Here is a 20,325-nt window from a genome sequence, read left to right as displayed (position 1 = left end):
CCGGTCTGAGGGGTCCGGCCGCCGCTGCCGGCTACATCCTCAGCCGAGCGGGCGGCGGTAGCTGATGGTCTTGGACTCGACGGTGAAGCCAAGGCTTTCGTAGAGGCCGAGGGCGCCGGTCGGATTCTCCGCGTCGACGCCCAGTGAAGCCCGCTGGAATCCGCCGGCTGCGGCCGCGGCCATCACCTTGGACAGGGTGACGCCGGCCAGGCCGCGGCCGCGGTGGGTACGACGAGTACCGACCTGGCCGACGTACACCTCGCGGATGCCGGTCACCGCGGTGTCGGCGACCCATTCGTAGCCGAGCGAGTAGGACACGATCTCCTCGCCGTCGAGGACCAGGAACGACAGGTTCGGCCGGAAGGCCCGGCTTCCGGTGAACCAGGTCTTCCAGGAATCCGGGTCGTGCGGGCTGGAACCCCAGTGGTCCAGGAACACCTCGTTGTGGGTCAGCCGGAGCGCCTCGTCGTACGCCGGGTCGTAGCCGACCGTCCGTAGCCCGGCCGGTGCCTCGAGGCCGGGGATCGCGGTGTCGAACGGCCGCTGCATGTGGAAGAAGTAGCGGCAGGCCTCGAAGCCGCGACTCGTGAGCAACTCGCCGGCGGCCGTGTTCGTCGCGAGTGCCATGGTGTTGATCTCGCCGGCCGTACCGGGGCGACGCTCCGCATGGAGCTCGGCGGCCCGACCTTCGATCCAGCCGAGGAGTGCGGCACCAAGTCCCCGCCCGCGCCACTCGGGATGGATGGTCCCCTCGGAGCGGACCCGATGCAGGTCGACGACGCTGTCCGGCGCCTGCACCTTGCCGTAGCCGACCATCACCCCGTCGGCCCACAGCCCGATCGTGTCGAGTCCGGGATCCAGTCCCGGATCTTCGAGCTCCTCCTGCAAGTCCTCGGCGTCGTAGTTCTCGCCGGCCTGCTCGACCTTCTCCTTGGCCGCCAGCAGCTCCGCCCACGCCTGCGTATCCGCCTTGCCGATCGGCCGGGCCTCGATCCCGGCCGGCCACCCCTCGAATGTCGCCATACCCACCGACGGTAGCGCCGGCCTGTGCCAACGGCATTCCAATTTGCCTCATCACGCAGGTCAGGGCTTGGCGGAGGTCGGTCAGGGGAATGGCGAGGGTGCTGCCGGATGTGGGTAGGGGCTCAGGATCGCGAGCATAGGTGGGCAATCGATCACCCACAGACGGGACCCGTACGATGCCCACCCCGCGCCGGATCCTCACCGCCGCTCTTGCGATCTCGACCGCAGCTCTCACCGTCGCAACCTCCCTGGCTACTGCCACCTCAGCCCCGGCTGCCCCTGAACCGGCTGCCCCTGAACCGGCTGTCCAGGAACCGGCCGCCAAGCAACCGGCCCGTCTGCAGCAGGCGCTGGACGCCGTCGTTGCGGCCGGCGCCGTCGGCGCGGTCGCGGAAGTCCGCACCGACCATGGCGTCTGGCGCAGCGCGAGCGGAGCTGCCGAGTTCAACGGCAGCAAGCCGGAGCATCAAGACCTCTTCCGGGCGGGCAGTGTCAGCAAGACCTTCGTCGCCACAGTCGTTCTGCAGTTGGTCCAGGAGCACAAGATCGGTCTCGACGACAAACTCGTGAACCTGCTACCGCAGACCGCCGGCGTCGTACCGAATGCGGAGACCATCACGGTCCAGCAACTGCTGACCCACACCAGTGGTCTCGCCGACTACATGCGCGACCTCCCGCTCAACCCGCCGTCGGCCTTCCTCGCCGTCCGCTGGAAGACCTGGGACCCGTGGGAGATGGTGAAACTCGCGGCCGCCCACCCGAGCACGGAGCAAGGAAAGTACAAGTACTCCAACGCCGGCTACCAGCTTCTCGGCATGATCATCGAGCGCGTCACCGGGCACTCCTACGGCTCCGAGATCAAGCACCGGGTGATCGATCGCCTAGGCCTGCAAGGAACCACGATGCCCGGCACCGACCCGTTCATCCACGGCCCGCATCTGCACGGCTACCTACCGGTCGACGGTCAGCCGTTCGACCTGACCGTCATGAACCCCTCCGTCTTCGGGGCGCCCGGCGAGCTCGTCTCGTCCACTAGGGATCTGAACCGCTTCTTCGACGCGCTGCTGCACGGCAAGCTGGTTCGGCGCGACCTGCTGGAGTTGATGAAGAAGCCGCCGGCCGGCAGCACCTACGGCCTGGGGCTCCGCCAACGCACGCTGACCTGCGGCATCACGGCGTACGGCAACGACGGTGACGCGCTGACCTACCTGACCTACTCCTTCACCACCGAAGACGGCCGCCGCCAGCTCACCGTCTCCCTCACCCCCTGGGGCCCCGACCGCAACTCCACCGACCAGGCCGTCGACACCCTCCTAGAAAAGTCCCTCTGCCCTAGCTGAGATCAGCAACCTCACATGGAGTCGGGGGCCTTGATGCCGAGTAGGCCCAGACCATCCTGCAACACCTGCCGGGTCGCGGCGCAGAGGCCTAGCCGGCTGGCCCGCGTCTCACCAGTGCTCGTGAGCACCGGACAGGTCTCGTAGAAGGATGACAGCGCACTAGCGACCTCATACAGATACGTGCAGAGCTTGTGGGGCTGCAGCGTTTCAGCAACCTGTACTACGACGTCGCGGAAGCCGGTCAGCAGCAACGCAAGCCGCTGCTCCGCCGGCCCCGTCAGCACCGTCACCGGACCAGGTGCCTCGTCAGCCTTCGAGAGCAGCCGCGTCAGCCGCGCATGCGCGTACTGCAGGTACGGCCCGGTGTTCCCCGACATCGCCACCATCCGGTCGAGGTCGAACACGTAGTCGTTGATCCGGTCGCTCGACAGATCCGCGTACTTCACCGCTCCGATCCCCACCGCCTTTGCGATGGCCGCCCGCTCCACCTCCGCCAGGTCCCGCTCAGCCAGCAAGGCAGCGGCCTTCGCCACCGCATCCGACAGCAACGCGGCCAGCCGAACAGTGCCGCCATCCCTTGTTTTGAAGGGCTTCCCGTCCGGCCCGAGCACAGTGCCAAAGGCAACATGTTCAGCAGGAACGTCCTCCGGAAGCCACCCCGCGCTCCGAGCCAGCGCGAAGATCTGCTGGAAATGCAGCCCCTGCCGATGGTCCACCACGTAAATGATCCGATCCGCGTGCAGCTCCGCCACCCGATACCGCACCGCCGCGAGATCCGTCGCGCTGTACCCGAACCCACCATCGGACTTCCGCACAATCACCGGCAGCGGCGACCCGTCCCGCCCCACGAACCCCGGCAGGAACGCACACTGCGCCCCCTCCGACTCCGTCAACAACCCAGCCGCCGCCAGATCCTCCACAATCCCTGGCAGCTGGTCGTTGTAAGCACTCTCCCCAACGACATCCGACCGTTTCAAAGGCGACCCCAGTACGGCGTACAGCCGGTCGAACTCCACCAGCGACACCTCGACCATCTGCTCCCAGATCGCGAGGGTTTCGGCGTCGCCGGACTGCAGCAACACCACCCGCGCCCGCGACTGATCCGCGAACCCGGGCTCGCTGTCGAAATGCTTCCGCCCCCGCTGGTAAAGCTGCTGCAACCCCTCGATATCGAGGGATTCCACCTGCAACCCCTCGAACAGCACCTGCTCGACCATCATCCCGAACTGCGTACCCCAGTCACCCACATGGTTCTGCCGGACAACCTCGTAGCCGACATAACTCAGCACGTTGCACAGCGCGTCCCCGATCACCGTGGACCGCAGGTGCCCCACGTGCATCTGCTTGGCCACGTTGGGCTGGGAGTAGTCCACCACGACCAACTCGCCCCGCTTCTCCAACGGCCCAGGCAGCGAGTTCACAGCCGAAGCGAGCACCGCGGAATGCATTGTCAGGTTGACGAAACCCGGCCCCGCGATCGACACCGAACAGAGCTCCTCCAGGTCGACCGCGGCCGCCAACTGTGTGGCGACGACGCGAGGCGGCAGTCCGAGCGACTTGGCGAGTTTCAGCGCGAGGCTGGTCTGGAAATGGCCGAACTCGGGTTTCGTTGCCGCCCGCAACTCCGGGTCGACCTCCGCGTACGGCGTACCGAAGGCAACGCCTGCGGCAGCGGACAACCGGGCAGCGAGAACAGGCAGGAAGGCAGACATGACGAAGATCCTTTGAAACGAAGCACTGGAACAGGACTGAGGTGTTCAGACAGTGCGTCGTCGTCGCAGGCCGGCGGCAGCGCGAAGGGCGCTTGCGATCACCGGTGAGGTCGACATGGCTCAAGTATGCATGATTCAGAGCCGATGTGGCGAAGGGGCCGGTCGCCGATCCGCCAACGGGGTCACCGGTGGCAGGTCGGTCTCGCCGAGATAGATCCGCCGTACGACGCGTTCGGCCGCCCGCCCGTCGTCGAACTCGCAGAACTTCTCCCGGAACAGTTGCCGGTGCTTGGCCGCCTCCGCCGAGGCGAACCGGCCGGTCTGCAACGCGGACAGCAACTCCTCCGCCGACCGCGCCACCAGACCCGGCGGAAACTCGGTGATGTCGAAGTAGGTGCCGCGGGTGTTCTCGTACGTTCCCTTGTCGTCGACCAGCAGCATGATCGGCCGGTCCAGGTTCGCGTAGTCGAAGCTGATCGACGAGTAGTCCGAGATCAGCACGTCGGCCGCGAGCATCAGGTCCTCCACCCGCGGGTAGTCCGACGCGTCCACAACCCGATCCGAGTGCACCGACGGGTGCTTCGACAGCGAGTAGTGCGTCCGGACCAGCACCCGCCCATGCTCACCGACAGCGGCCGCCAGTCGATCCAGATCCAGATGGATCCCGGTGCCGCCAAGATCGACAAGACCGGTCGGAGTCCGTACGGCGTCCAGTCCGTCCCGCCAGGTCGGTGCGTAGAGCACCACCAGATGCGAGTCGTCGAACCCGAACGACGCCCGGATCGCGCGCACCTCGTCCAGCGTCGCCGTGAGCAGCCGGTCGTTGCGCGGGAACCCGTACTCGAGCTCCTCGAAGTGCGAGGGATAGGTCCGCTCCCAGATCTCCGAGGAGTACCGGTTGGACGAGATGTTGTAGTCCCACCGATCGACCTGGCGCATCAGCTCCTCCAGATCCAGATCCTTCGCCGCGACCGGGAAGTGCCGCAGATCCGTGCCCATCGTCTTCAGTGGAGTGCCGTGCTGGGTCTGGATGTGGATCTGCCCCTCACGCTTCTCGACCGCAGCCGGCAGGTTCATGTTGCTCACGAAGTACGTCGCCTTGTTCAACAGCTTCTCGTACGCCGGGGAGCCGGCCACCACGTACTCCACGCCGTCCGGGATCGCGGCGACGTGGTCCGCATCGATCACCCAGACTCCCCGGATCTGCGGAGCGAGCTCGGCCGCCTTCTCGAAGATCGCCCGCGGGTTGCAGGCGTACTGCTTGAACCAGTACGCGCAGTAGAGCGCCAGGTTCGGATCCAGCTCGCGGTGCAGCAGCTTGTCGACCGCCTTGCGCGGACTCGGGATCAGGGTGCTCCCGCGCAGCACCTTGCCGCTGACCTTCAGCGTCGCGTACGTCGCGTAGTCGTCGTGGATCAGCTGCCAGCGGCGCAGGCCCCGGCCGGTCCGTTCGGCGGTGTACCCCTCCGGCTTCCACCGCTTCGCGAAGGCGGCGCCCGCATGGAAGAACTCGGCCCGGTCGTCGGGGGAGACCCGCTCGGGCTTGGCCAGCACGGCCAGGATGTGGTCCAGCGAGCGATCGAAGGCGAACTTGCGCCAGCCGGCCAGCTCGGGATCGGCGGTGATGAACGCGTGCACCCGGTCGTACTGGTCGAAGATGTCGAACTGCCGCCGGGTCCGGGTGGCGTGGATGTTCCCGCCGGTCCGGTGCTGCCGGTAGTGCACCACGACCCGGTCGAGGGTGGCGATCCGGCCGGCCGTGAGCATCGTGGAGTACGTCCAGGGCACGTCCTCGTAGTACCCGGCGGTGAAGACGAAGCCGTGCAGGCTGAGGTAGTCGCGCCGGTACGCCTTGTTCCAGATCACCTCGAGGAAGGTCAGGAAGACCGGCCGCTCGGCCGCGGTGAAGACGCCCTGGCCCTCCCGGGCGAACGCGTCGTGCCGCTGGTTGCGGACCACCTTGCCGTCCCAGAAGATCCGCTCGTAGTCGAACATCACCAGGTCCGGCCGGTTCGTGTCGGTGATCCGGGCCCAGATCGCCTCCAGCGAGCCGGGCAGGTAGACGTCGTCGGCGTCCAGGAACAGCACGTACTCGCCGCGGCACTCCTTGAGACCGGCGTTCCGGGTCAGTCCCAGCCCGATGTCCTCGGTCAGGTGCACCGCACGGACCCGGGGATCGGCCGCGGCGTACTCGTCGAGGATCCGGCCGGAGCCGTCCGTGCTGGCGCCGTCCACCCCGATCACCTCGAGGTCGGTGAAGGACTGGCCGAGCACCGAATCCAGGCAGGCTCGCAGCCAGGCCCGTGCGTTGTGACACGGGACCACGATGCTGAACCTGGGGACCCCGGCGGGGTCGGTGCTGGCGGCCATGAGACGCCATCCTAGGGTCTGGGACCATGACCACCGACGTGTTCGAGCCGCTGGCGACGCTGGAAGGCGTCGGGTCGGCCGCGCGGGCCGCCCGGGATGCCGTCGACGTCCTGCTCCGCGACCGCGGCCTGCGCAAGGTCGGCGCCGACATGACCGCCGAGGCCCTGCTCCGAGGCGCCCATGCCTCCGCGAAGCTGGCCGGCAGCCCCGAGACCTTGGACCAGGTACGCCGGGGGCCCGCTGACCCTCGTGGGCTCGGAGCCGTCCGGATGACCGGCGAGCTGATGAGCCTCGCACCGTCGGTCGACAAAACGCCGGTACAGGTCTGGACCAGACTGCACCAGCTGGCCGCTGCCGAACTCGGCGACGAGGACCAGCTGGGTCACCTGCGCACCAGTCGCGAGCCGCTGCCCGATGACATCCCCGGTCTCCCGCCGGCGCCCGGTGCCGACGAGATGTGGGAGAGGCTGCACGGCCTGGCCCAGGCGCTGACCCGGCCGACGAGTGCGCCGGGGATCGTCGTCGCCGCGATCGTGCACGCGGAACTGGCGGTACTGCGGCCTTTCCCGACCGCCAACGGCCTGGTCGCCCGGGCTGCCGAGCGAGTGCTGTTGGTTGCCCGAGGCATCGATCCGGTGTCGGTGACGGTGCCGGAGGTGGGGCATTGCGAACTGGCCGGTACGTATCCGCAGGGATTGCGGGAATATGCCGGTGGCGGCCTGGTCGGCGTCCGGGACTGGCTGTTGCGGTCGTGTGAGGTCGTCGCACTCGGGGCGGAACGTTCACCGCTCAACATCTCTACGCAACAAGAGAAGTAATGCGAACGGCGCTCTCTTGCGAGAGCGCCGTCGCTGGCACGCCATCCGGGTTACCAAGCGTGCACCTTGTCTGCCGCCTCGGTCCGATCCGTTGGGTTCGGCCATGAGGTCGTGCTGCCCGGTTGGGATGGGCTGGTCGCCGCGTGGGTGCCTGGCTGCCGTGCAATCTCTACAGGACTTCGGCTGGAAGGCCTCGTCCGTTATGGTTCATTTGTACTCCGCAAAGCCCTTCCTGGGAAGGGGTTGAAGCGCCTTCATGAAGCTGTGAAATTGCAGCATGAAGCTGTAGGAATTGAGGATCTGTCACCCAGCGTCGTGGCCGCGCGTGCGTCGGCGGGCCACGTAGAGCAACGCTCCGGCTGCCGCCAGGCCGGCGCCGACCAGCGTCGCGGCGACCGCGGGACGGCGTACCTCATGGAAGCGGGTGCGCTCGGCCAGGGCGACCGGCTTGCTGAAGTCGAGCACCGGCCAGCCGCGCGAAACCGCCACCCGGCGGAGGGCGCGATCGGGGTTCACCGCGAACGGGTGCCCGACGGCGGCCAGCATCGGCTCGTCGGTGATCGAGTCGGAGTAGCCGTAGGAATCCTTCAGGTCATAGCCTTCCGCCGCGGCCAGCGCGGTGATCGCGGTCGCCTTGTGTGGGCCGTAGACGTACTCCTCGACCTCGCCGGTGTACTTGCCTTCAGCAACGACCATCCGGGTGGCGATCACCTTGTCGGCGCCGAGCATCGCACCGATCGGCTCGACCACTTCGAAGCCCGAGGAGGACACGATCACCACGTCCCGGCCGGCCGCCCGGTGCTCCTCGATCAGCGTGACCGCCTCGTCGTAGACGATCGGGTCGACGATGTGGTGCAGGGTGTCGGCGACGATCGAGCGGACCGTTTCGACGTCCCAGCCTGTGCACATAGCGGACAGGTAGTCCCGCATCCGCTCCATCTGGTCGTGGTCGGCGCCACCGAGCAGGTAGACGAACTGGGCGTAGGCACTGCGCAGGACCGTCCGCCGGTTGATCAGCCCGCCGGCGTAGAACGGGCGGGAGAAGGCCAGCGTGCTGGAGCGGGCGATGATCGTCTTGTCCAGGTCGAAGAAGGCGGCCGATCGGGATCTCCCCAGGTGCTCCATGGGGTCGAGAATAGGGGGTCCGGCGAAACGCCCAGGGGCCCGGTCTTTCGTGTGGCCTACTCTCCCGTTAGACTGATGAGCAGTGTGACAGTGACACTGGTTCGGGCGGCCTCTTCAGGACGTCCGGATGCCCGGAGAAAGCGGTCTCAGTTTTACGGAACTGAGATGTGTGGGATCCGGTTTCGGGGGGTACATACTCCTCGACAGTGGCAGACTGTCGCCTCCTGATCGGCCCCCGGCTCCTCCCCCCGAGCCCGTGGCCGAAGACGGCCCCCGGTCACCCCCCCGCCGGGGGCCGTCGCCTTTCCTCTTCCAGTTCTCACCCGCTCAGGGTTAGAGAATTGTTCATTTTTTCTTTTCCTGGGCGTGAGAGCGCTCCCACTTTATGTAGGGTCTTGACAATGTAGTTGACTGGTCACACTTTGTGAGTCATGAACCCGCGAACCCGCCCCCGCACCACCGTCGCGATCATCTCCACTCTGCTGTCCACCGTCCTCGCCGTCGCCGGCGTACTCCTGCTCACCGGCACCAGCTCCGCTGCGACCAACCTCGTCACGAACGGGACCTTCGAAACCGGCACCCTGGCCGGCTGGTCCTGCTCGGCCGGTACCGGCGCCGCCGTCAGCGGCTCGGCGCACGGCGGCACCTGGGCGCTCCAGGGCACCCCCACCTCGGGCGACACCGCCCACTGCAGCCAGACGATCTCGGTGAAGCCGAGTACGGCGTACACGCTGTCGGCCTGGGTCAAGGGCTCGAACGTGTACATCGGTGCCGATGGCGGCACCAGCACGTGGAGCACCAACAGCTCCTGGAATCAGCTGACCACCACGTTCACCACGAGCTCCTCGGCGAGCACGGTGACGATCTACGTCCACGGCTGGTACGGCGTACCGGCGTACCAGGCGGACGACATCGTCTTGGACGGTCCTGGTGGCACCGGCCCTCCGCCGGACACCACCGCGCCGACCGTGCCCGCTGGCCTCACTGTGGGCAGTCCCACCTCCAACTCGTTGGCTCTCCACTGGTCGGCTTCATCCGACGCCATTGGTGTAGACCACTACGACGTGGTTCGCGGTAGCAGCGCCCCGCAGAGCGTGGGGAACGTCACCGGCTGGACAGCCACTGGTCTCAGCCCGAGTACCAGCTACAGCTTCAAGGTGCGTGCCTGTGACGCAGCCGGCAACTGCTCGGCGTACGGCGCGACCGTGTCCGGTACGACGTCCAGCGGCCCGACCGACCCGCCACCGACCGGCAGCCTGCCCAAGCACGTACTGACCGGCTACTGGCACAACTTCGACAACGGCGCCACGCCGCAGCGGATCCGGGATGTACCGGCCAACTACGACCTGATCGCGGTGGCCTTCGCCGACACCGACCCGAGCCGGCCGGGTGGCATCACCTTCACTCTGGACTCGGGCCTCTCGAGCCGGCTGGGTGGCTACACAGTGGCTGACTTCAAGTCCGACATCGCTGCCAAGCACACGGCCGGCAAGAAGGTCATCCTGTCCGTCGGTGGCCAGAACGGCACCATCTCGGTAACCAACTCCACGGCCGCCTCGAACTTCGCGAGCAGTGCGCTGTCGATCTTGCGCGACTACGGCTTCGACGGGGTCGACATCGACCTGGAGAACGGCGTCAACGCGCAGTACATGGGTCAGGCGCTGCAGAGCCTGCGCAGCAGCTTCGGTACCGGGCTGGTGATCACCATGGCGCCGCAGACGATCGACATGCAGAGCACCTCGTTCGAGTACTTCAAGCTGGCGCTGAACATCAAGGACATCCTGTCCATCGTCAACGTGCAGTACTACAACTCGGGCGCGATGAACGGTTGCAACGGGCAGGTCTACTCCCAGGGCAGTGTCGACTTCATCACCGCGCAGGCCTGCATCATGCTGCAGAACGGGCTGCGGCCGGACCAGGTCGGTCTCGGTCTGCCTGCTTCGTCTCAGGCGGCCGGTAGCGGCTATGTCTCGCCGACGATCGTCAACAACGCACTGGACTGCCTCGCCCGGGGCACCAACTGCGGCAGCTTCAAGCCGAGCACCACGTGGCCGACGCTGCGCGGCGCGATGACCTGGTCGACCAACTGGGACGCCTCGAACGGCAACGGGTTCTCCAACTCGGTCGGTCCCCACGTCCACGCACTCCCCTGACCGGTATGCACAACTACCGACCCGTGCAGGTGCTTGAAGCGCTCGGAGTCTGCTACGAGGACGAGCAGCTCTACCGAGCGCTTCTGGCCCGGCCGGAAGCCACTACTACCGACCTCGTCAGTGAGACGGGCTGGGCCACCGCGAAGGTGGCCCGGCACCTGAGGTCTTTGCTGTCGCTGGGCCTGGCATCCCGTACTGCGGGGCGCCCGGCCCAGTACACCCCTGCCGTCCCAGAAGCAGCGGTGGAGCTCCTGGCTCTCCGCAAGCAGGCCGCGATCGTTCAGGCGCGGCTCAGCGCTTCCGTCCTCACCCAGGAGTTCCGGGCTGCGCATGAGTCCGGACCGTTCACCGTGATCCGTGGGGAGCAGGCGATCGCCCAGCGGTTCTACCAGGCGCAGCAGAGCGCCCAGAGCGAAGTGCTGGTGCTCGACAAACCGCCGTACGTCGTACTGCCGGTGGAGCCTCGTCGGGCATACGGGGTGAGCTACCGGACGATCTACGACATGGCTGCCCTCGGCAACCCGGCCGAGCTGGCTGCTGCTCGGAGTGCTGGAGCGAGTTGCCGGATGCTCAGCGACGTGCCCCTGAAGCTGGTGGTTGCCGACCGGCGTACGGGGTTGTTGCAGACCGGGCAGGAGGTCATCGAGTTGGGCGCGTCCAGTCTGCTCGATGCACTGATCCGGTTGTTCGAACTGCTCTGGCAACAGGCGACGTCGCTCACTCCTGAGTCGTCCGGCGACGGGCCGCTCAGTGCGGAGGATCACCAGTTGCTGGCGCTCGCCGCTGCTGGGCTCACCGATCAGGCGATCGCCCGCCGCCTTGGTGTCGCCCAGCGAACTGTCGAACGCCGTATGCAGCGCATTCTGAAGTCCCTGGATGCCACGACCCGCTTCCAAGCGGGTCTACGAGCAGGCCAACGCGGCCTACTGATCTAGCTTCGGGGTCCGACGCAGGAGGAGAGTCAGCAACAGGGTGATGAGCAGGAGGCCAGTGGCTTCCACGACGACACCGGGCCAGGCGGCGTGCGTCCACGCAGTACCGGCCACGCCGCCGAAGACCGAGGAGCCGAGATAGTAGGCGAACAGGTAGAGGCTTGCTGCCTGCCCTGTTCCGCCACCGCCTGCGTGGGCGCGGACGGCGACCCAGCCGCTCGCAACACCGTGGACTGCGAAGAACCCGGCTGTCATCACTGCGAGCCCCAGGACGATCAGTGGTAGCGGCCCCGCCAAGGTGGTCGCGACTCCGGCCAGGGTGATCAGGCCTCCGACCGGAACAACAGCACGTCGTCCATAGCGATCCGCCAGTCTGCCTGCCACTGCGGAGGCGGCCGAGCCGACCAGATAGACGGTGAACACCAGCCCTGCCAATCCAGGGCCGAGCCCGTACGGCGCTGCTGCGAGCCGGAACCCGGTGGCGTTGTAGACCGCGACGAACGCTCCCATGGACGTCGCAGCGATGCCGTAGAGCGCAAGCAGAGCAGGATCCCTCAAGACCCGGACCGTCTGCTCCACCAATCGCCGCATCCTCGGCGGAGTCGCCACGAAGTTCCGCGACGCGGGCAACAGCCGGCCGACGAGCGCTGCGCAGATCACACCGAGCACAGCGGCCCCGCCGAGTGCTAACCGCCAGCCTCCGAGGTCCGCGAGGCCACCGGCGACCAGGCGTCCCGTCATACCTCCTACTGCGGTCCCGGCGACGTACAACCCGCTGGCTCGAGCGTGGCGGCTCTCGTGGACCTCTTCCCTCAGGTACGCCATCGCGACTGCGGGGAGGCCGGCCAACGCGACGCCCTGGATACCTCGAAACGCCAGCAGGGTCGGCCAGTTCGGCGCGAAGGTGCAAAGCACCGCAATACCTGCAGCGATCGCCACGGACCACCGCATCAGCTTGGTGCGGCCGACGACCTCTGAGAGTGGTCCAGCGACCAGCAGCGCGATGCCGAGCCCGAGGGTCGCGAGGGAGACGGTGAAGGCGCTTTCGCCGGGCGACACGTGGAACTCTTGGGCCAGCTCCGGAAGTAGTGCCTGAGTGCTGTAGAGCATGGCGAAGGTGGCCAGGCCTGCTGCGAACAGAGCGATAGACAGCCGACGGTACCCGGGATCACCTGGCAGGTAGCCCGCCGTGGTGGTCTCCGGAATTGTCTGCACATGATCGACGGTCTCAAATCCGCTGGCATACGTAAAATGTCAAGATCAGCATGAATTGATACGTTATCCGTATGCACGTCGAGGATCTGCGCTGGTTCGTGGTGCTGGCCGAGGCCGAGCGGCTGACCGATGCCGCGGCTGCTCTGGGCACCAGCCAGCCGAATCTGTCCCGATCGCTCCGCCGGGTCGAGGACGCTTTCGGCGTACGGCTGTTCGAGCGTGAGCACCGCGGCCTGGTGCTCAATCCCTCCGGCCGGATCGTGCTCGAGGCGGCACGGGCTGGCGTTGCCGCAGTGGATGCGGCGCAGCAGCGGATCGACGCGCTGGCCGATCCCGAGTCGGGCACTGTGCGGTTGGCTTTCATGCACTCCGTGGGCACCGGGGTCGTGCCGGATCTGCTCACGGCGTTCCGGCGCGAGGCTCCTTCGCTTCGCTTCGCCCTGCGGGAGGAGCCGTCCCACGAGATCGTCCGCGACCTCGAGTCCGGTGAGGCGGAGCTCGGTATCACCGGGCCGCGACCGTCGACGGAGCTCTTCGGCTGGCATCTACTCGAGCGGCAGCGGCTGTGTCTCTACGTTCCACCGGATCACCGGCTAGCCGGGCTGAAGCGGGTCTCGCTGGCGGAGGCGGCTGACGAGCAGTTCATCGCGCTACGACCCGACTTCGGCTTCCGCCGGGTCACGGACGAGCTCTGCCACGCCGCCGGGTTCACTCCGCAGGTGGCGTTCGAGACCACCGACCTGGGGATCATGGATCGGCTGGTCGGCGCGGGCCTCGGCGTCGCGGTGCTGCCGGGCGGCGCAGTACGAGGGAGTGAGAGCGGAGCGACGCCGGTGCCGCTGGCCGGCGTACGGGCTCGTCGTGACATCGGCCTGACGTGGCGGCTGCACCGGGAGCTTTCCCCAGCAGCAGAACGCTTCCGGGCTTTCGTGCGCGCCTGGTGACTTCTCTGCAGGTTGCTGCAAGAACCCTTGGCGTGGCGGACTTCTGACAGGCAAGGTCTTCGCGTGGAGAAGTCATGGAAGTCCTTGAAGCCCAGCAGAAGGCAACTGTTCGCAGCCGGCGCGGTAGCGACCGTCGCCTCGGTTGCCTCAACCACCAACGCCTACGCGGCCGACGACTACGGCTCGGGTGAGCTCGGCCCGTGGCAGGAGTGGGGCAACGCGATCTCCACGCCGGAGATCATCCGTGCAGTGCGGAACGCGGGCGGCATCTACATGTTCGGCGACAGCATCTCTGTCCAGGACGGGCATGCACTGGCCGAGCGGCTGCACGATTTCGACACCCTGCTCGCGGTCAACAACTGGAACGGCCGCCCGACGGCCCCCAGCGTCGATGTCCTGGAGGACTGGTCAGCCACCTATGGGTTGCCGTCGCGGATCCTGATGGCAACCGGTACGAACGACATCTTCAACCCGCCCGTGTTCGCTGCTCAGGTCGATCGGACGATGAGCATCGTCGGCTCCACTCGCACCGTCTACTGGGTCAACGTCCAGGCGTGCCGGACCAAGTACAGCGCCGCGATCCAGCTAGCCGATCAGCGCAACAGCGGGTGGATCAACCTGCAGCTCGCCGACGCGCAGAAGCGGTACCCGAACCTGAAGATCGTGCACTGGGCGGAGTTTCTGGCCGCCAAGCCGTCGCGGATGTCGCCGACGATGTACTTGCGTGACGGTGTCCACACCACCGAGCCGCTCGGCCAGAACGCGCGCAATGAGCTGATCGTCCAGACCATCTTCTGAACTCTCGTACTTTGCTGAACCCTGTACGGCGGGCGGAGGGGGCGACCGCCCGCCGTACTCAGGCCGCTAGAAACCTGCAGTGATCCGGGTGAAGTCCCAGTCGCCCTGGGCGATCCCGCTGCAGTTGGAGACGACGCCGCCGCCCGCGCAGCCGCGGTCGCGGTTCACCGACCAGAACGCCAGCCGGCCGAGCCCGTTGGTCCTGGCCCAGTTGGTGATGTTCTGCCAGGTCGCCGTCGTGGTCATCTCCTGCTGGTCGGACAGGCCGTTCATCCCGGAGATGCCCTGGTGGGCGTAGGCCTGCGCGGTGGTCCAGCCGAAGGTCGCCTTCAGCTTGTTGTTCAGACCGGTGGAAGCGCCGACCGTGTCGTTGTAGATGTTGCCGCTGCCGAAGTCGAACGGCATCAGCGTGAAGATGTCGATGTTCGCACCGAGTGCCTGCGAACGCTCGATCAGCCGGTTGCCGTAGTAGTTCGGGCCGGTGGTCGAGGTGCCGAAGGTCAGGATCGTCTGGATCCCGGGGTTGTTCTGCTTGACGATCTTCAGCGCGTTCAGGATCCGGTCCTGGACGGCCTCGTTCTCGAACTCGTCGGAGTTCTCGATGTCGATGTCGATCGCCTTCAGGCCGTAGGCGCTGATCACCTGCTGGTAGGCGCCGGCCAGAGCCTCCGGCGTACTGCAGTTCGGGCCGAGCTTGTTGCCGCTCCAGCCGCCGATCGACGGCACGATATCGCCGCCGGCCGCACGGATTGCTGCGATCGCGTTGGCGTCGGCGCTGCCCTGCAACGGCCTGCTGCCGTCCCAGGCGGCGTTGCAGCCACCGGAGGACAGGATGAAGGCCATCGTGAACCACTTGATGCCGGTGGCGTTCATGACCGTCGCCGGGTTCGGCGGGTCGCCCCAGCCCATGTAGATGTACGGCGCGGCCTTCTTACTGGCAGGGGGCGTGGTGCCGCCCGACTGCGTCGTGACCGAGATGGCGCCGCTCTTGGCGCCTTCACCTGCCGCGTTGGATGCGCTGACCTGGTAGCTGTAGCTGGTGCTCGCGGTCAGACCGGAGTCGGTGTACGACGTACCGGTCGGGCTGCCCACCTTCGAACCGTTGCGGTAGACGTTGTAGCTGGTGGCCCCGCTAGCGGCCGACCAAGACAAACTCACGGACGACGAAGTCGACGTACCGGAGAGTCCTGCGGGCGCCCCCGGCACAGTGCCACCACCACCGCCTCCTGCACAGGAACCGCCGTTCAGGCGACATGCCGCGATCCCTGGGAAGTTCCCTGGACTGCCGTTGAAGCCGAAGGTGACGCTGGCGCCAGGTGCCAACGGTCCCGCCCAGCTTGGCGGAGTGAAGGTGTGCGTCTGGCCACTGCTGCTCCTGGTGGCGTCCCACGAGCTGCTGATGGTGTAGCCGGACGGGAAGTCCAGCGCCACCGACCAGGTGCTGACTGAACTGGTCGTGCCGTTGGTGACGGTGACCTTGCCTTCGAATCCGCTACCCCAGTCGGACACCTTGGTGAAGGAGGCACTCACACCGGCGGCCTGAGCAGCCGGGATGACGATCAGCGATGCCACTACTGCTGCGATCGCTGCTATTGCTACGGACAGGTACTTCTTGCGTTTCATGATGCTCCGATCAGTGGGCGGTACGTGATCAGACCCGTCCCCACAGTGCAGGGACGTTCGGGGGCTCCCAGCCGGTCAGGGAGGTGTGACCCTGGATGCAGCGGTAGGTGATGCCGTTGTAAGACACCAGCGCACCGGTCGCGTACGCCGTGTTCGGCGCCCACGGAGTTGCCGTCGGAGGGGTGCTCGGCGGCGGCGTGGTCGGGGGCGTGGTCGGGGGAGTGGTAGGCGGCGTCGTCGGAGGAGTCGTCGGCGGCGTCGTGGGCGGGGTTGTCGGCGGTGTGGTGGGCGGGGTGGTCGGAGGCCCGGTGCAGCCGGCGGTGTCTGCGTTGACCGAGTTGACGACGTTGTTGAAGAGCGTGACGCCGGGGTCCAGCGCCTCCATCGAATACATCATCGCGCCGGCCAAACCCTTGCAGTGCTGGTAATCGGCCTTCGCCTTGATCGACTGGGCGTTGTCACCGGACCAGAAGGTGCCGTTGCTGTAGAACCAGGAGGACTTGGTCGCGTCGTCGAAGTACGTCGCCGACGGGTTGTCGACGAAGCCGGTCAGCTCCTTGTAGAAGGAGACGCCGGGCACGTTCCCGCTCAGCGCATGGCCGTCGGCCGGACCGGTAGCGGTCTGGTACTTGCCATTCGCTGTGGTCGGCACACCCTTCCATCCCCTGTAGTAGAAGGGGTAGCCGATGCTCAGCTTGTTCGCCGGGAACCCACCAGGAATCCCGTACGCCGCATCGCCGGTGGTCCAGGCCGTCACGGCACCGTCGATCGAGTACTTCTTGGTGCCCGGCGGAATCGGCGTGCTCGGGTCGTTCGGCGCCTGGTACAGCGGGTCCTGGAAGTTCGTCGGGCCGGTGGCCTCCCAGCCGCCGTGCATGTCGTACGTCATCACGTTGTTGTAGTCGAGGTACTGACCGATCTTGTCGGTCTCGATCGTCTTGATCTTGTCCTGCCCGGCCGGCGTCGCGGCGGTCAGCCACATCTTCTTGCCGGCGGTCGATCCGAACGCGTCCAGCTGGCGGCGGAATTCGGCCAGCAGCAGGGTGAAGTTCTGCTTGTCCGCTGCGCTGTAGTGGTTACCGGTGTGGCCGTTGGGCGAGCCCGGGTACTCCCAGTCGATGTCGACACCGTCGAAGATGCCGGCCGCGCTGCCGGGGCCGCCGAAGCCATCGACCATCGGCAGGTTGCCCTTGATGAACATGTCGACGCAGGAGGTGACCAGTGCTTTGCGGGACGCGTCGGTGGCGGCCGCGTCGGAGAAGTACTTCGAATAGGTCCAGCCGCCGATCGAGATCAGGATCTTCAGGTTCGGCTGCTTGGCCTTCAGCTTCTTCAACTGGTTGAAGTTGCCCTGGATCGGCTGGTTCCAGACGTCGCCGACACCGTCGACGCTGATGTCCGCGCCGTACGACTTGCCGTAGTCGGCGAACGCGTCGCCCGCACCGTCACCGGCGTTCGGGTTGCTCTCGTCCTGCGAGGCGGCCTGGTTGGCCATGAAGCAGGTGTGGCTGCTCGGGTGGATGTTTGCGAAGGCATAGTTGACGAAGTCCAGCTTGCTCGCCGCGCCGGTGGTGATCAGGTTCTTGGGGTAGAAGGCGTTCTGGTAGATGCCCCACTGGGTGAAGTACGCCGTCTTCACTCCACCGCTGGTGGCAGCAGCGGCGAGCGGCGCGGCTTGTGGTTCGGGTGGCCCGGCAGCGGCGATGTTGACGCCGGCAACGGCGATCAGGGCGGTTGCGGCCACTGTGGCCGCGGCGGCAAGGCTGCGCGTTCGACTCATGGGGGCGGTCCTCCGGTCAGGAGCGGAGTGGTACGGCGACTTAGTTAAAGACGCTTCAAAAACGAACGGTAGCGTTTTGCCGCCCATTGGTCGCTGGGTCGGGCTGGCGGGTTGCCGCAGCTGACGGAAATCCGACACCAGTTGTCCACAGGTTTGGATCCACCCCGGCGGGGCCGCCCGATCCCGGCACGTTCTAGGCATGGACAACACATCCCTGCCGCCGGCGGTCCTGTTCGCCACCGCCGACGAGATACTGCTCGACGACCTGCTGCGCCTGGCCGCGGCCGCCGCGGTGACCCCTCAGGTGGAGAACGACCTGCTTGGCCTGCGCCGTTGCTGGCAGTCACCCACCCTGGTCGTCGTCGGCCAGGACCTGGTCGAGCCACTCGCCCGGACCCAACCAGTACGCCGGGCCGGCGTCGTCGTGGCCGGCGTGGACGCGAACGACCCCGAGGCCTACCGCCGTGCCCTCGCGATCGGCGCCGAAGCCGTCTTCCCGTTGCCGGACGAGGAGGCTGCCCTCGGTGACAAGCTCGCCGACACCCTGGACGGTGGCATCCGCTCGGCGGTGACGCTGGCCTTCGTCGGCGGCTGTGGCGGCGCCGGGACGACCACGCTGGCCGCGGCCGTCGCCTTGACCGCAAGCCGTCGCGGCCTGCGAACGATGCTGATCGACGGCGACCCCCTCGGCGGTGGCATCGACCTGGCACTCGGCAGCGAGGCCGACATCGGGTCCCGCTGGCCGGAGCTGCTCAACGCCGCCGGCCGGGTCAGCGCCAGCGCTCTCCGAGCTGCTCTTCCCCTGCTGGACGAGCTGGCCGTTCTGTCCTGGGACCGATCCGGTGTGACCACGTTGCCGCCCGAGGCGATGCGTTCGGTGCTGGGAGCGGCGCAACGAAGCAGCGACCTGGTGGTGCTCGATCTGCCGCGCCAGGTGGATCCGGCCGGCGACGAGGGCTTCCTCCAGGCGACCTCGACGTTGGTCGTCGTGCCCCGAGACGTGCGGTCCTGCGCCGCGGCGGCCCGGCTGATCGCTCCGCTGCGAGAGGTCGCCACCGATCTGCGGGTAGTGGCGCGGGAGCCCGGTCTCAACGGCATGACGGCCCTGGACGTCGCCGATCACCTCTCGCTACCGCTGGCCGCCAAGGTCGCCCAGGACCGGGATCTGCCCAGCAAGATGGACGAGGGCCAGTTCGATCCACGACCACGCACCAGCCTCGGACGCGCCTCCGCCGAACTGCTCGAACACTTCGGCCTGCACGGATCGATGGCCGCATGACCGTCTCGCCCGACCTGCTGGAGCGGGTCCGCGCAACGCTTGCGGCAGAGGGAGCCGAGCCGACCCCCACGCGAGTCGCCGCTGTCCTTCGAGCCAACGGCGGCATCGCCGGAGGCCCCATCGTCCTCGAGGTGGTCGAGGCCCTTCGTCGGGAGGCCATGGGAGCCGGACCACTCGAGGGCTTGCTGTCCGAGCCCGACATCACCGACATCCTGGTCAACGGTGCGGACGAGGTCTACGTCGACCGCGGTTCCGGCCTCGAACAAATAGTCCTCCGCACCGGCGACGAGGCCGCCGTACGCAAACTCGCAGCTCGCCTCGCCGCCTCGGCCGGCCGCCGGTTGGACGACGCATCGCCGTACGTCGACGTCCGGCTGCCAGACGGAACACGCTTCCATGCAGTGCTATCGCCGATCGCCGCACCCGGGACATGCCTGTCGCTGCGAGTGCCCTCACGTCATCTCTTCCACCTGGACGACTTGATTTCCGCCGGGTCCATTCCTCCCGCAGGCGCTTCGGTTCTGCGAGATCTGCTGGATGCGCGACTGGCCTTCTTGGTCAGCGGCGGCACCGGTACGGGGAAGACGACGCTACTCAACTGCCTTCTGTCATTGGTGGACGAGAGCGAGCGGCTGGTGCTTGTCGAGGATTCGAGTGAGTTGCGTCCGGACCATCCGCACGTGATCCGGCTGGAGGCTCGACCGCCCAACGTCGAGGGAACCGGCGAGATCACCATGCGCGACCTGGTGCGCCAGGCACTCCGAATGCGCCCGGATCGCCTCGTCGTCGGCGAGGTCCGTGGCGCCGAAGTGGTCGATCTGCTGAGTGCCCTGAACACCGGCCACGAGGGTGGCTGCGGCACCGTGCACGCGAACTCGGCCTCCGACGTACCAACTCGACTGGAGGCGCTGGGCGCCATGGCCGGCCTGAACCGTGATGCCCTCCACAGCCAGCTGTCGTCAGCCCTGCAGGCCGTGATCCACCTAGTACGTGCCCCCGACGGCAGACGACGCATCTCGGAAGTACGCGTCATCGGCCGAACCCCCACCGGCCACGCAACCACCTTGCCCGCCGTCCGATTCGTTGCCGACGGCAACCTCGAACTCTGCGACGGAGCCAACCGCTTCACCAAACTCCTGGCAGGCGCCGCATGACCCCCACAGCCGCCGCAGCAGCCCTAATCCTCCTAACCATCCTCATCCTCCGCCCACCC

At 67.1% G+C, this 20,325-nt stretch carries 15 protein-coding genes; 8 read left to right on the top strand and 7 right to left on the bottom strand.

The annotated features are described in order from the left end of the window. Positions 1-39: 39 nt before the first annotated feature. Positions 40-1,023 carry a GNAT family N-acetyltransferase gene (locus tag ABZ004_RS33245; protein ID WP_355685216.1) on the bottom strand — a complete coding sequence of 328 codons (984 nt, stop codon included), beginning with the start codon at positions 1,021-1,023 and terminating at the stop codon, positions 40-42. 176 nt (positions 1,024-1,199) lie between these two features. On the opposite strand from ABZ004_RS33245, the gene ABZ004_RS33240 reads away from it, so the two are divergent. After that, complete coding sequence (locus ABZ004_RS33240) at positions 1,200-2,363, top strand: serine hydrolase domain-containing protein (RefSeq protein WP_355685214.1); 1,164 nt, start codon at positions 1,200-1,202, stop codon at positions 2,361-2,363. An 11-nt stretch (positions 2,364-2,374) separates the two neighbouring features. Here ABZ004_RS33240 and argS read toward each other — a convergent pair whose 3' ends face one another. Together argS and ABZ004_RS33230 are read right to left on the bottom strand one after the other, a co-directional pair. Further along, the gene (argS, locus tag ABZ004_RS33235) at positions 2,375-4,075 is read right to left on the bottom strand and encodes an arginine--tRNA ligase (RefSeq protein ID WP_355685212.1); all 1,701 of its coding nucleotides are present in this window, start codon (positions 4,073-4,075) and stop codon (positions 2,375-2,377) included. Positions 4,076-4,210: 135 nt separating this feature from the next. After that, positions 4,211-6,445: a CDP-glycerol glycerophosphotransferase family protein gene (locus tag ABZ004_RS33230; protein WP_355685210.1), complete on the bottom strand. Its 2,235-nt coding sequence runs from the start codon at positions 6,443-6,445 to the stop codon at positions 4,211-4,213. 26 nt (positions 6,446-6,471) lie between these two features. Between ABZ004_RS33230 and ABZ004_RS33225 the strand changes: the two genes are divergently transcribed. Further along, a complete protein-coding gene (locus ABZ004_RS33225) occupies positions 6,472-7,263 on the top strand; it encodes a cell filamentation protein Fic (RefSeq protein ID WP_355685208.1) in 792 nt (263 codons plus the stop codon). A 303-nt stretch (positions 7,264-7,566) separates the two neighbouring features. On the opposite strand, the gene ABZ004_RS33220 is transcribed toward ABZ004_RS33225, so the two are convergent. Beyond that, positions 7,567-8,388, bottom strand: a complete 822-nt coding sequence (locus tag ABZ004_RS33220; RefSeq protein WP_355685206.1) for an HAD-IB family hydrolase — start codon at positions 8,386-8,388, stop codon at positions 7,567-7,569. A gap of 431 nt (positions 8,389-8,819) precedes the next feature. Between ABZ004_RS33220 and ABZ004_RS33215 the strand changes: the two genes are divergently transcribed. Together ABZ004_RS33215 and ABZ004_RS33210 are read left to right on the top strand one after the other, a co-directional pair. Beyond that, entirely contained in the window at positions 8,820-10,541 is a 1,722-nt protein-coding gene (locus ABZ004_RS33215; RefSeq protein ID WP_355685204.1) for a glycoside hydrolase family 18 protein, read from the top strand. 5 nt (positions 10,542-10,546) lie between these two features. Beyond that, positions 10,547-11,476, top strand: a complete 930-nt coding sequence (locus ABZ004_RS33210) for a helix-turn-helix domain-containing protein (protein WP_355685202.1) — start codon at positions 10,547-10,549, stop codon at positions 11,474-11,476. Here ABZ004_RS33210 and ABZ004_RS33205 read toward each other — a convergent pair. Then, positions 11,465-12,688, bottom strand: a complete 1,224-nt coding sequence (locus ABZ004_RS33205; RefSeq protein ID WP_355685200.1) for an MFS transporter — start codon at positions 12,686-12,688, stop codon at positions 11,465-11,467. The two genes, ABZ004_RS33210 and ABZ004_RS33205, sit on opposite strands and share 12 nt — an antisense overlap. Positions 12,689-12,759: 71 nt before the next feature. Here ABZ004_RS33205 and ABZ004_RS33200 point away from each other — a divergent pair, with 71 nt between their 5' ends. Both ABZ004_RS33200 and ABZ004_RS33195 read left to right on the top strand, forming a co-directional pair. Continuing rightward, entirely contained in the window at positions 12,760-13,632 is an 873-nt protein-coding gene (locus ABZ004_RS33200) for a LysR family transcriptional regulator (RefSeq protein ID WP_355685199.1), read from the top strand. A gap of 63 nt (positions 13,633-13,695) precedes the next feature. After that, positions 13,696-14,430, top strand: coding sequence for a hypothetical protein (locus ABZ004_RS33195; protein ID WP_355685197.1), 735 nt, complete (start codon positions 13,696-13,698; stop codon positions 14,428-14,430). A 66-nt stretch (positions 14,431-14,496) separates the two neighbouring features. Here ABZ004_RS33195 and ABZ004_RS33190 read toward each other — a convergent pair whose 3' ends face one another. Continuing rightward, positions 14,497-16,053 carry a cellulose binding domain-containing protein gene (locus ABZ004_RS33190; RefSeq protein WP_355685196.1) on the bottom strand — a complete coding sequence of 519 codons (1,557 nt, stop codon included), beginning with the start codon at positions 16,051-16,053 and terminating at the stop codon, positions 14,497-14,499. A 28-nt stretch (positions 16,054-16,081) separates the two neighbouring features. Next, positions 16,082-17,833: a glycosyl hydrolase family 18 protein gene (locus ABZ004_RS33185; RefSeq protein WP_355685194.1), complete on the bottom strand. Its 1,752-nt coding sequence runs from the start codon at positions 17,831-17,833 to the stop codon at positions 16,082-16,084. 199 nt (positions 17,834-18,032) lie between these two features. On the opposite strand from ABZ004_RS33185, the gene ssd reads away from it, so the two are divergent. Then, positions 18,033-19,112: a septum site-determining protein Ssd gene (gene ssd / locus ABZ004_RS33180; protein WP_355685192.1), complete on the top strand. Its 1,080-nt coding sequence runs from the start codon at positions 18,033-18,035 to the stop codon at positions 19,110-19,112. Then, the gene (locus ABZ004_RS33175; RefSeq protein ID WP_355685191.1) at positions 19,109-20,266 is read left to right on the top strand and encodes a TadA family conjugal transfer-associated ATPase; all 1,158 of its coding nucleotides are present in this window, start codon (positions 19,109-19,111) and stop codon (positions 20,264-20,266) included. The genes ssd and ABZ004_RS33175 overlap by 4 nt, the downstream gene beginning before the upstream one ends. The last annotated feature ends 59 nt before the right edge of the window (positions 20,267-20,325 follow it).

Source organism: Kribbella sp. NPDC006257 (assembly GCF_040613535.1).
GTDB lineage: Bacteria > Actinomycetota > Actinomycetes > Propionibacteriales > Kribbellaceae > Kribbella.
This window is presented reverse-complemented; position numbering and strand designations above follow the sequence as displayed.

Coding starts and splice junctions, on each gene's coding strand:
- ABZ004_RS33245 (WP_355685216.1), bottom strand. CDS start 1,023: ATGGCGACATTCGAGGGGTGGCCGGCCGGGATCGAGGCCCGGCCGATC.
- ABZ004_RS33240 (WP_355685214.1), top strand. CDS start 1,200: ATGCCCACCCCGCGCCGGATCCTCACCGCCGCTCTTGCGATCTCGACC.
- argS (WP_355685212.1), bottom strand. CDS start 4,075: ATGTCTGCCTTCCTGCCTGTTCTCGCTGCCCGGTTGTCCGCTGCCGCA.
- ABZ004_RS33220 (WP_355685206.1), bottom strand. CDS start 8,388: ATGGAGCACCTGGGGAGATCCCGATCGGCCGCCTTCTTCGACCTGGAC.
- ABZ004_RS33210 (WP_355685202.1), top strand. CDS start 10,547: ATGCACAACTACCGACCCGTGCAGGTGCTTGAAGCGCTCGGAGTCTGC.
- ABZ004_RS33185 (WP_355685194.1), bottom strand. CDS start 17,833: ATGAGTCGAACGCGCAGCCTTGCCGCCGCGGCCACAGTGGCCGCAACC.
- ssd (WP_355685192.1), top strand. CDS start 18,033: ATGGACAACACATCCCTGCCGCCGGCGGTCCTGTTCGCCACCGCCGAC.
- ABZ004_RS33230 (WP_355685210.1), bottom strand. CDS start 6,445: ATGGCCGCCAGCACCGACCCCGCCGGGGTCCCCAGGTTCAGCATCGTG.
- ABZ004_RS33175 (WP_355685191.1), top strand. CDS start 19,109: ATGACCGTCTCGCCCGACCTGCTGGAGCGGGTCCGCGCAACGCTTGCG.
- ABZ004_RS33190 (WP_355685196.1), bottom strand. CDS start 16,053: ATGAAACGCAAGAAGTACCTGTCCGTAGCAATAGCAGCGATCGCAGCA.
- ABZ004_RS33225 (WP_355685208.1), top strand. CDS start 6,472: ATGACCACCGACGTGTTCGAGCCGCTGGCGACGCTGGAAGGCGTCGGG.
- ABZ004_RS33200 (WP_355685199.1), top strand. CDS start 12,760: ATGCACGTCGAGGATCTGCGCTGGTTCGTGGTGCTGGCCGAGGCCGAG.
- ABZ004_RS33215 (WP_355685204.1), top strand. CDS start 8,820: ATGAACCCGCGAACCCGCCCCCGCACCACCGTCGCGATCATCTCCACT.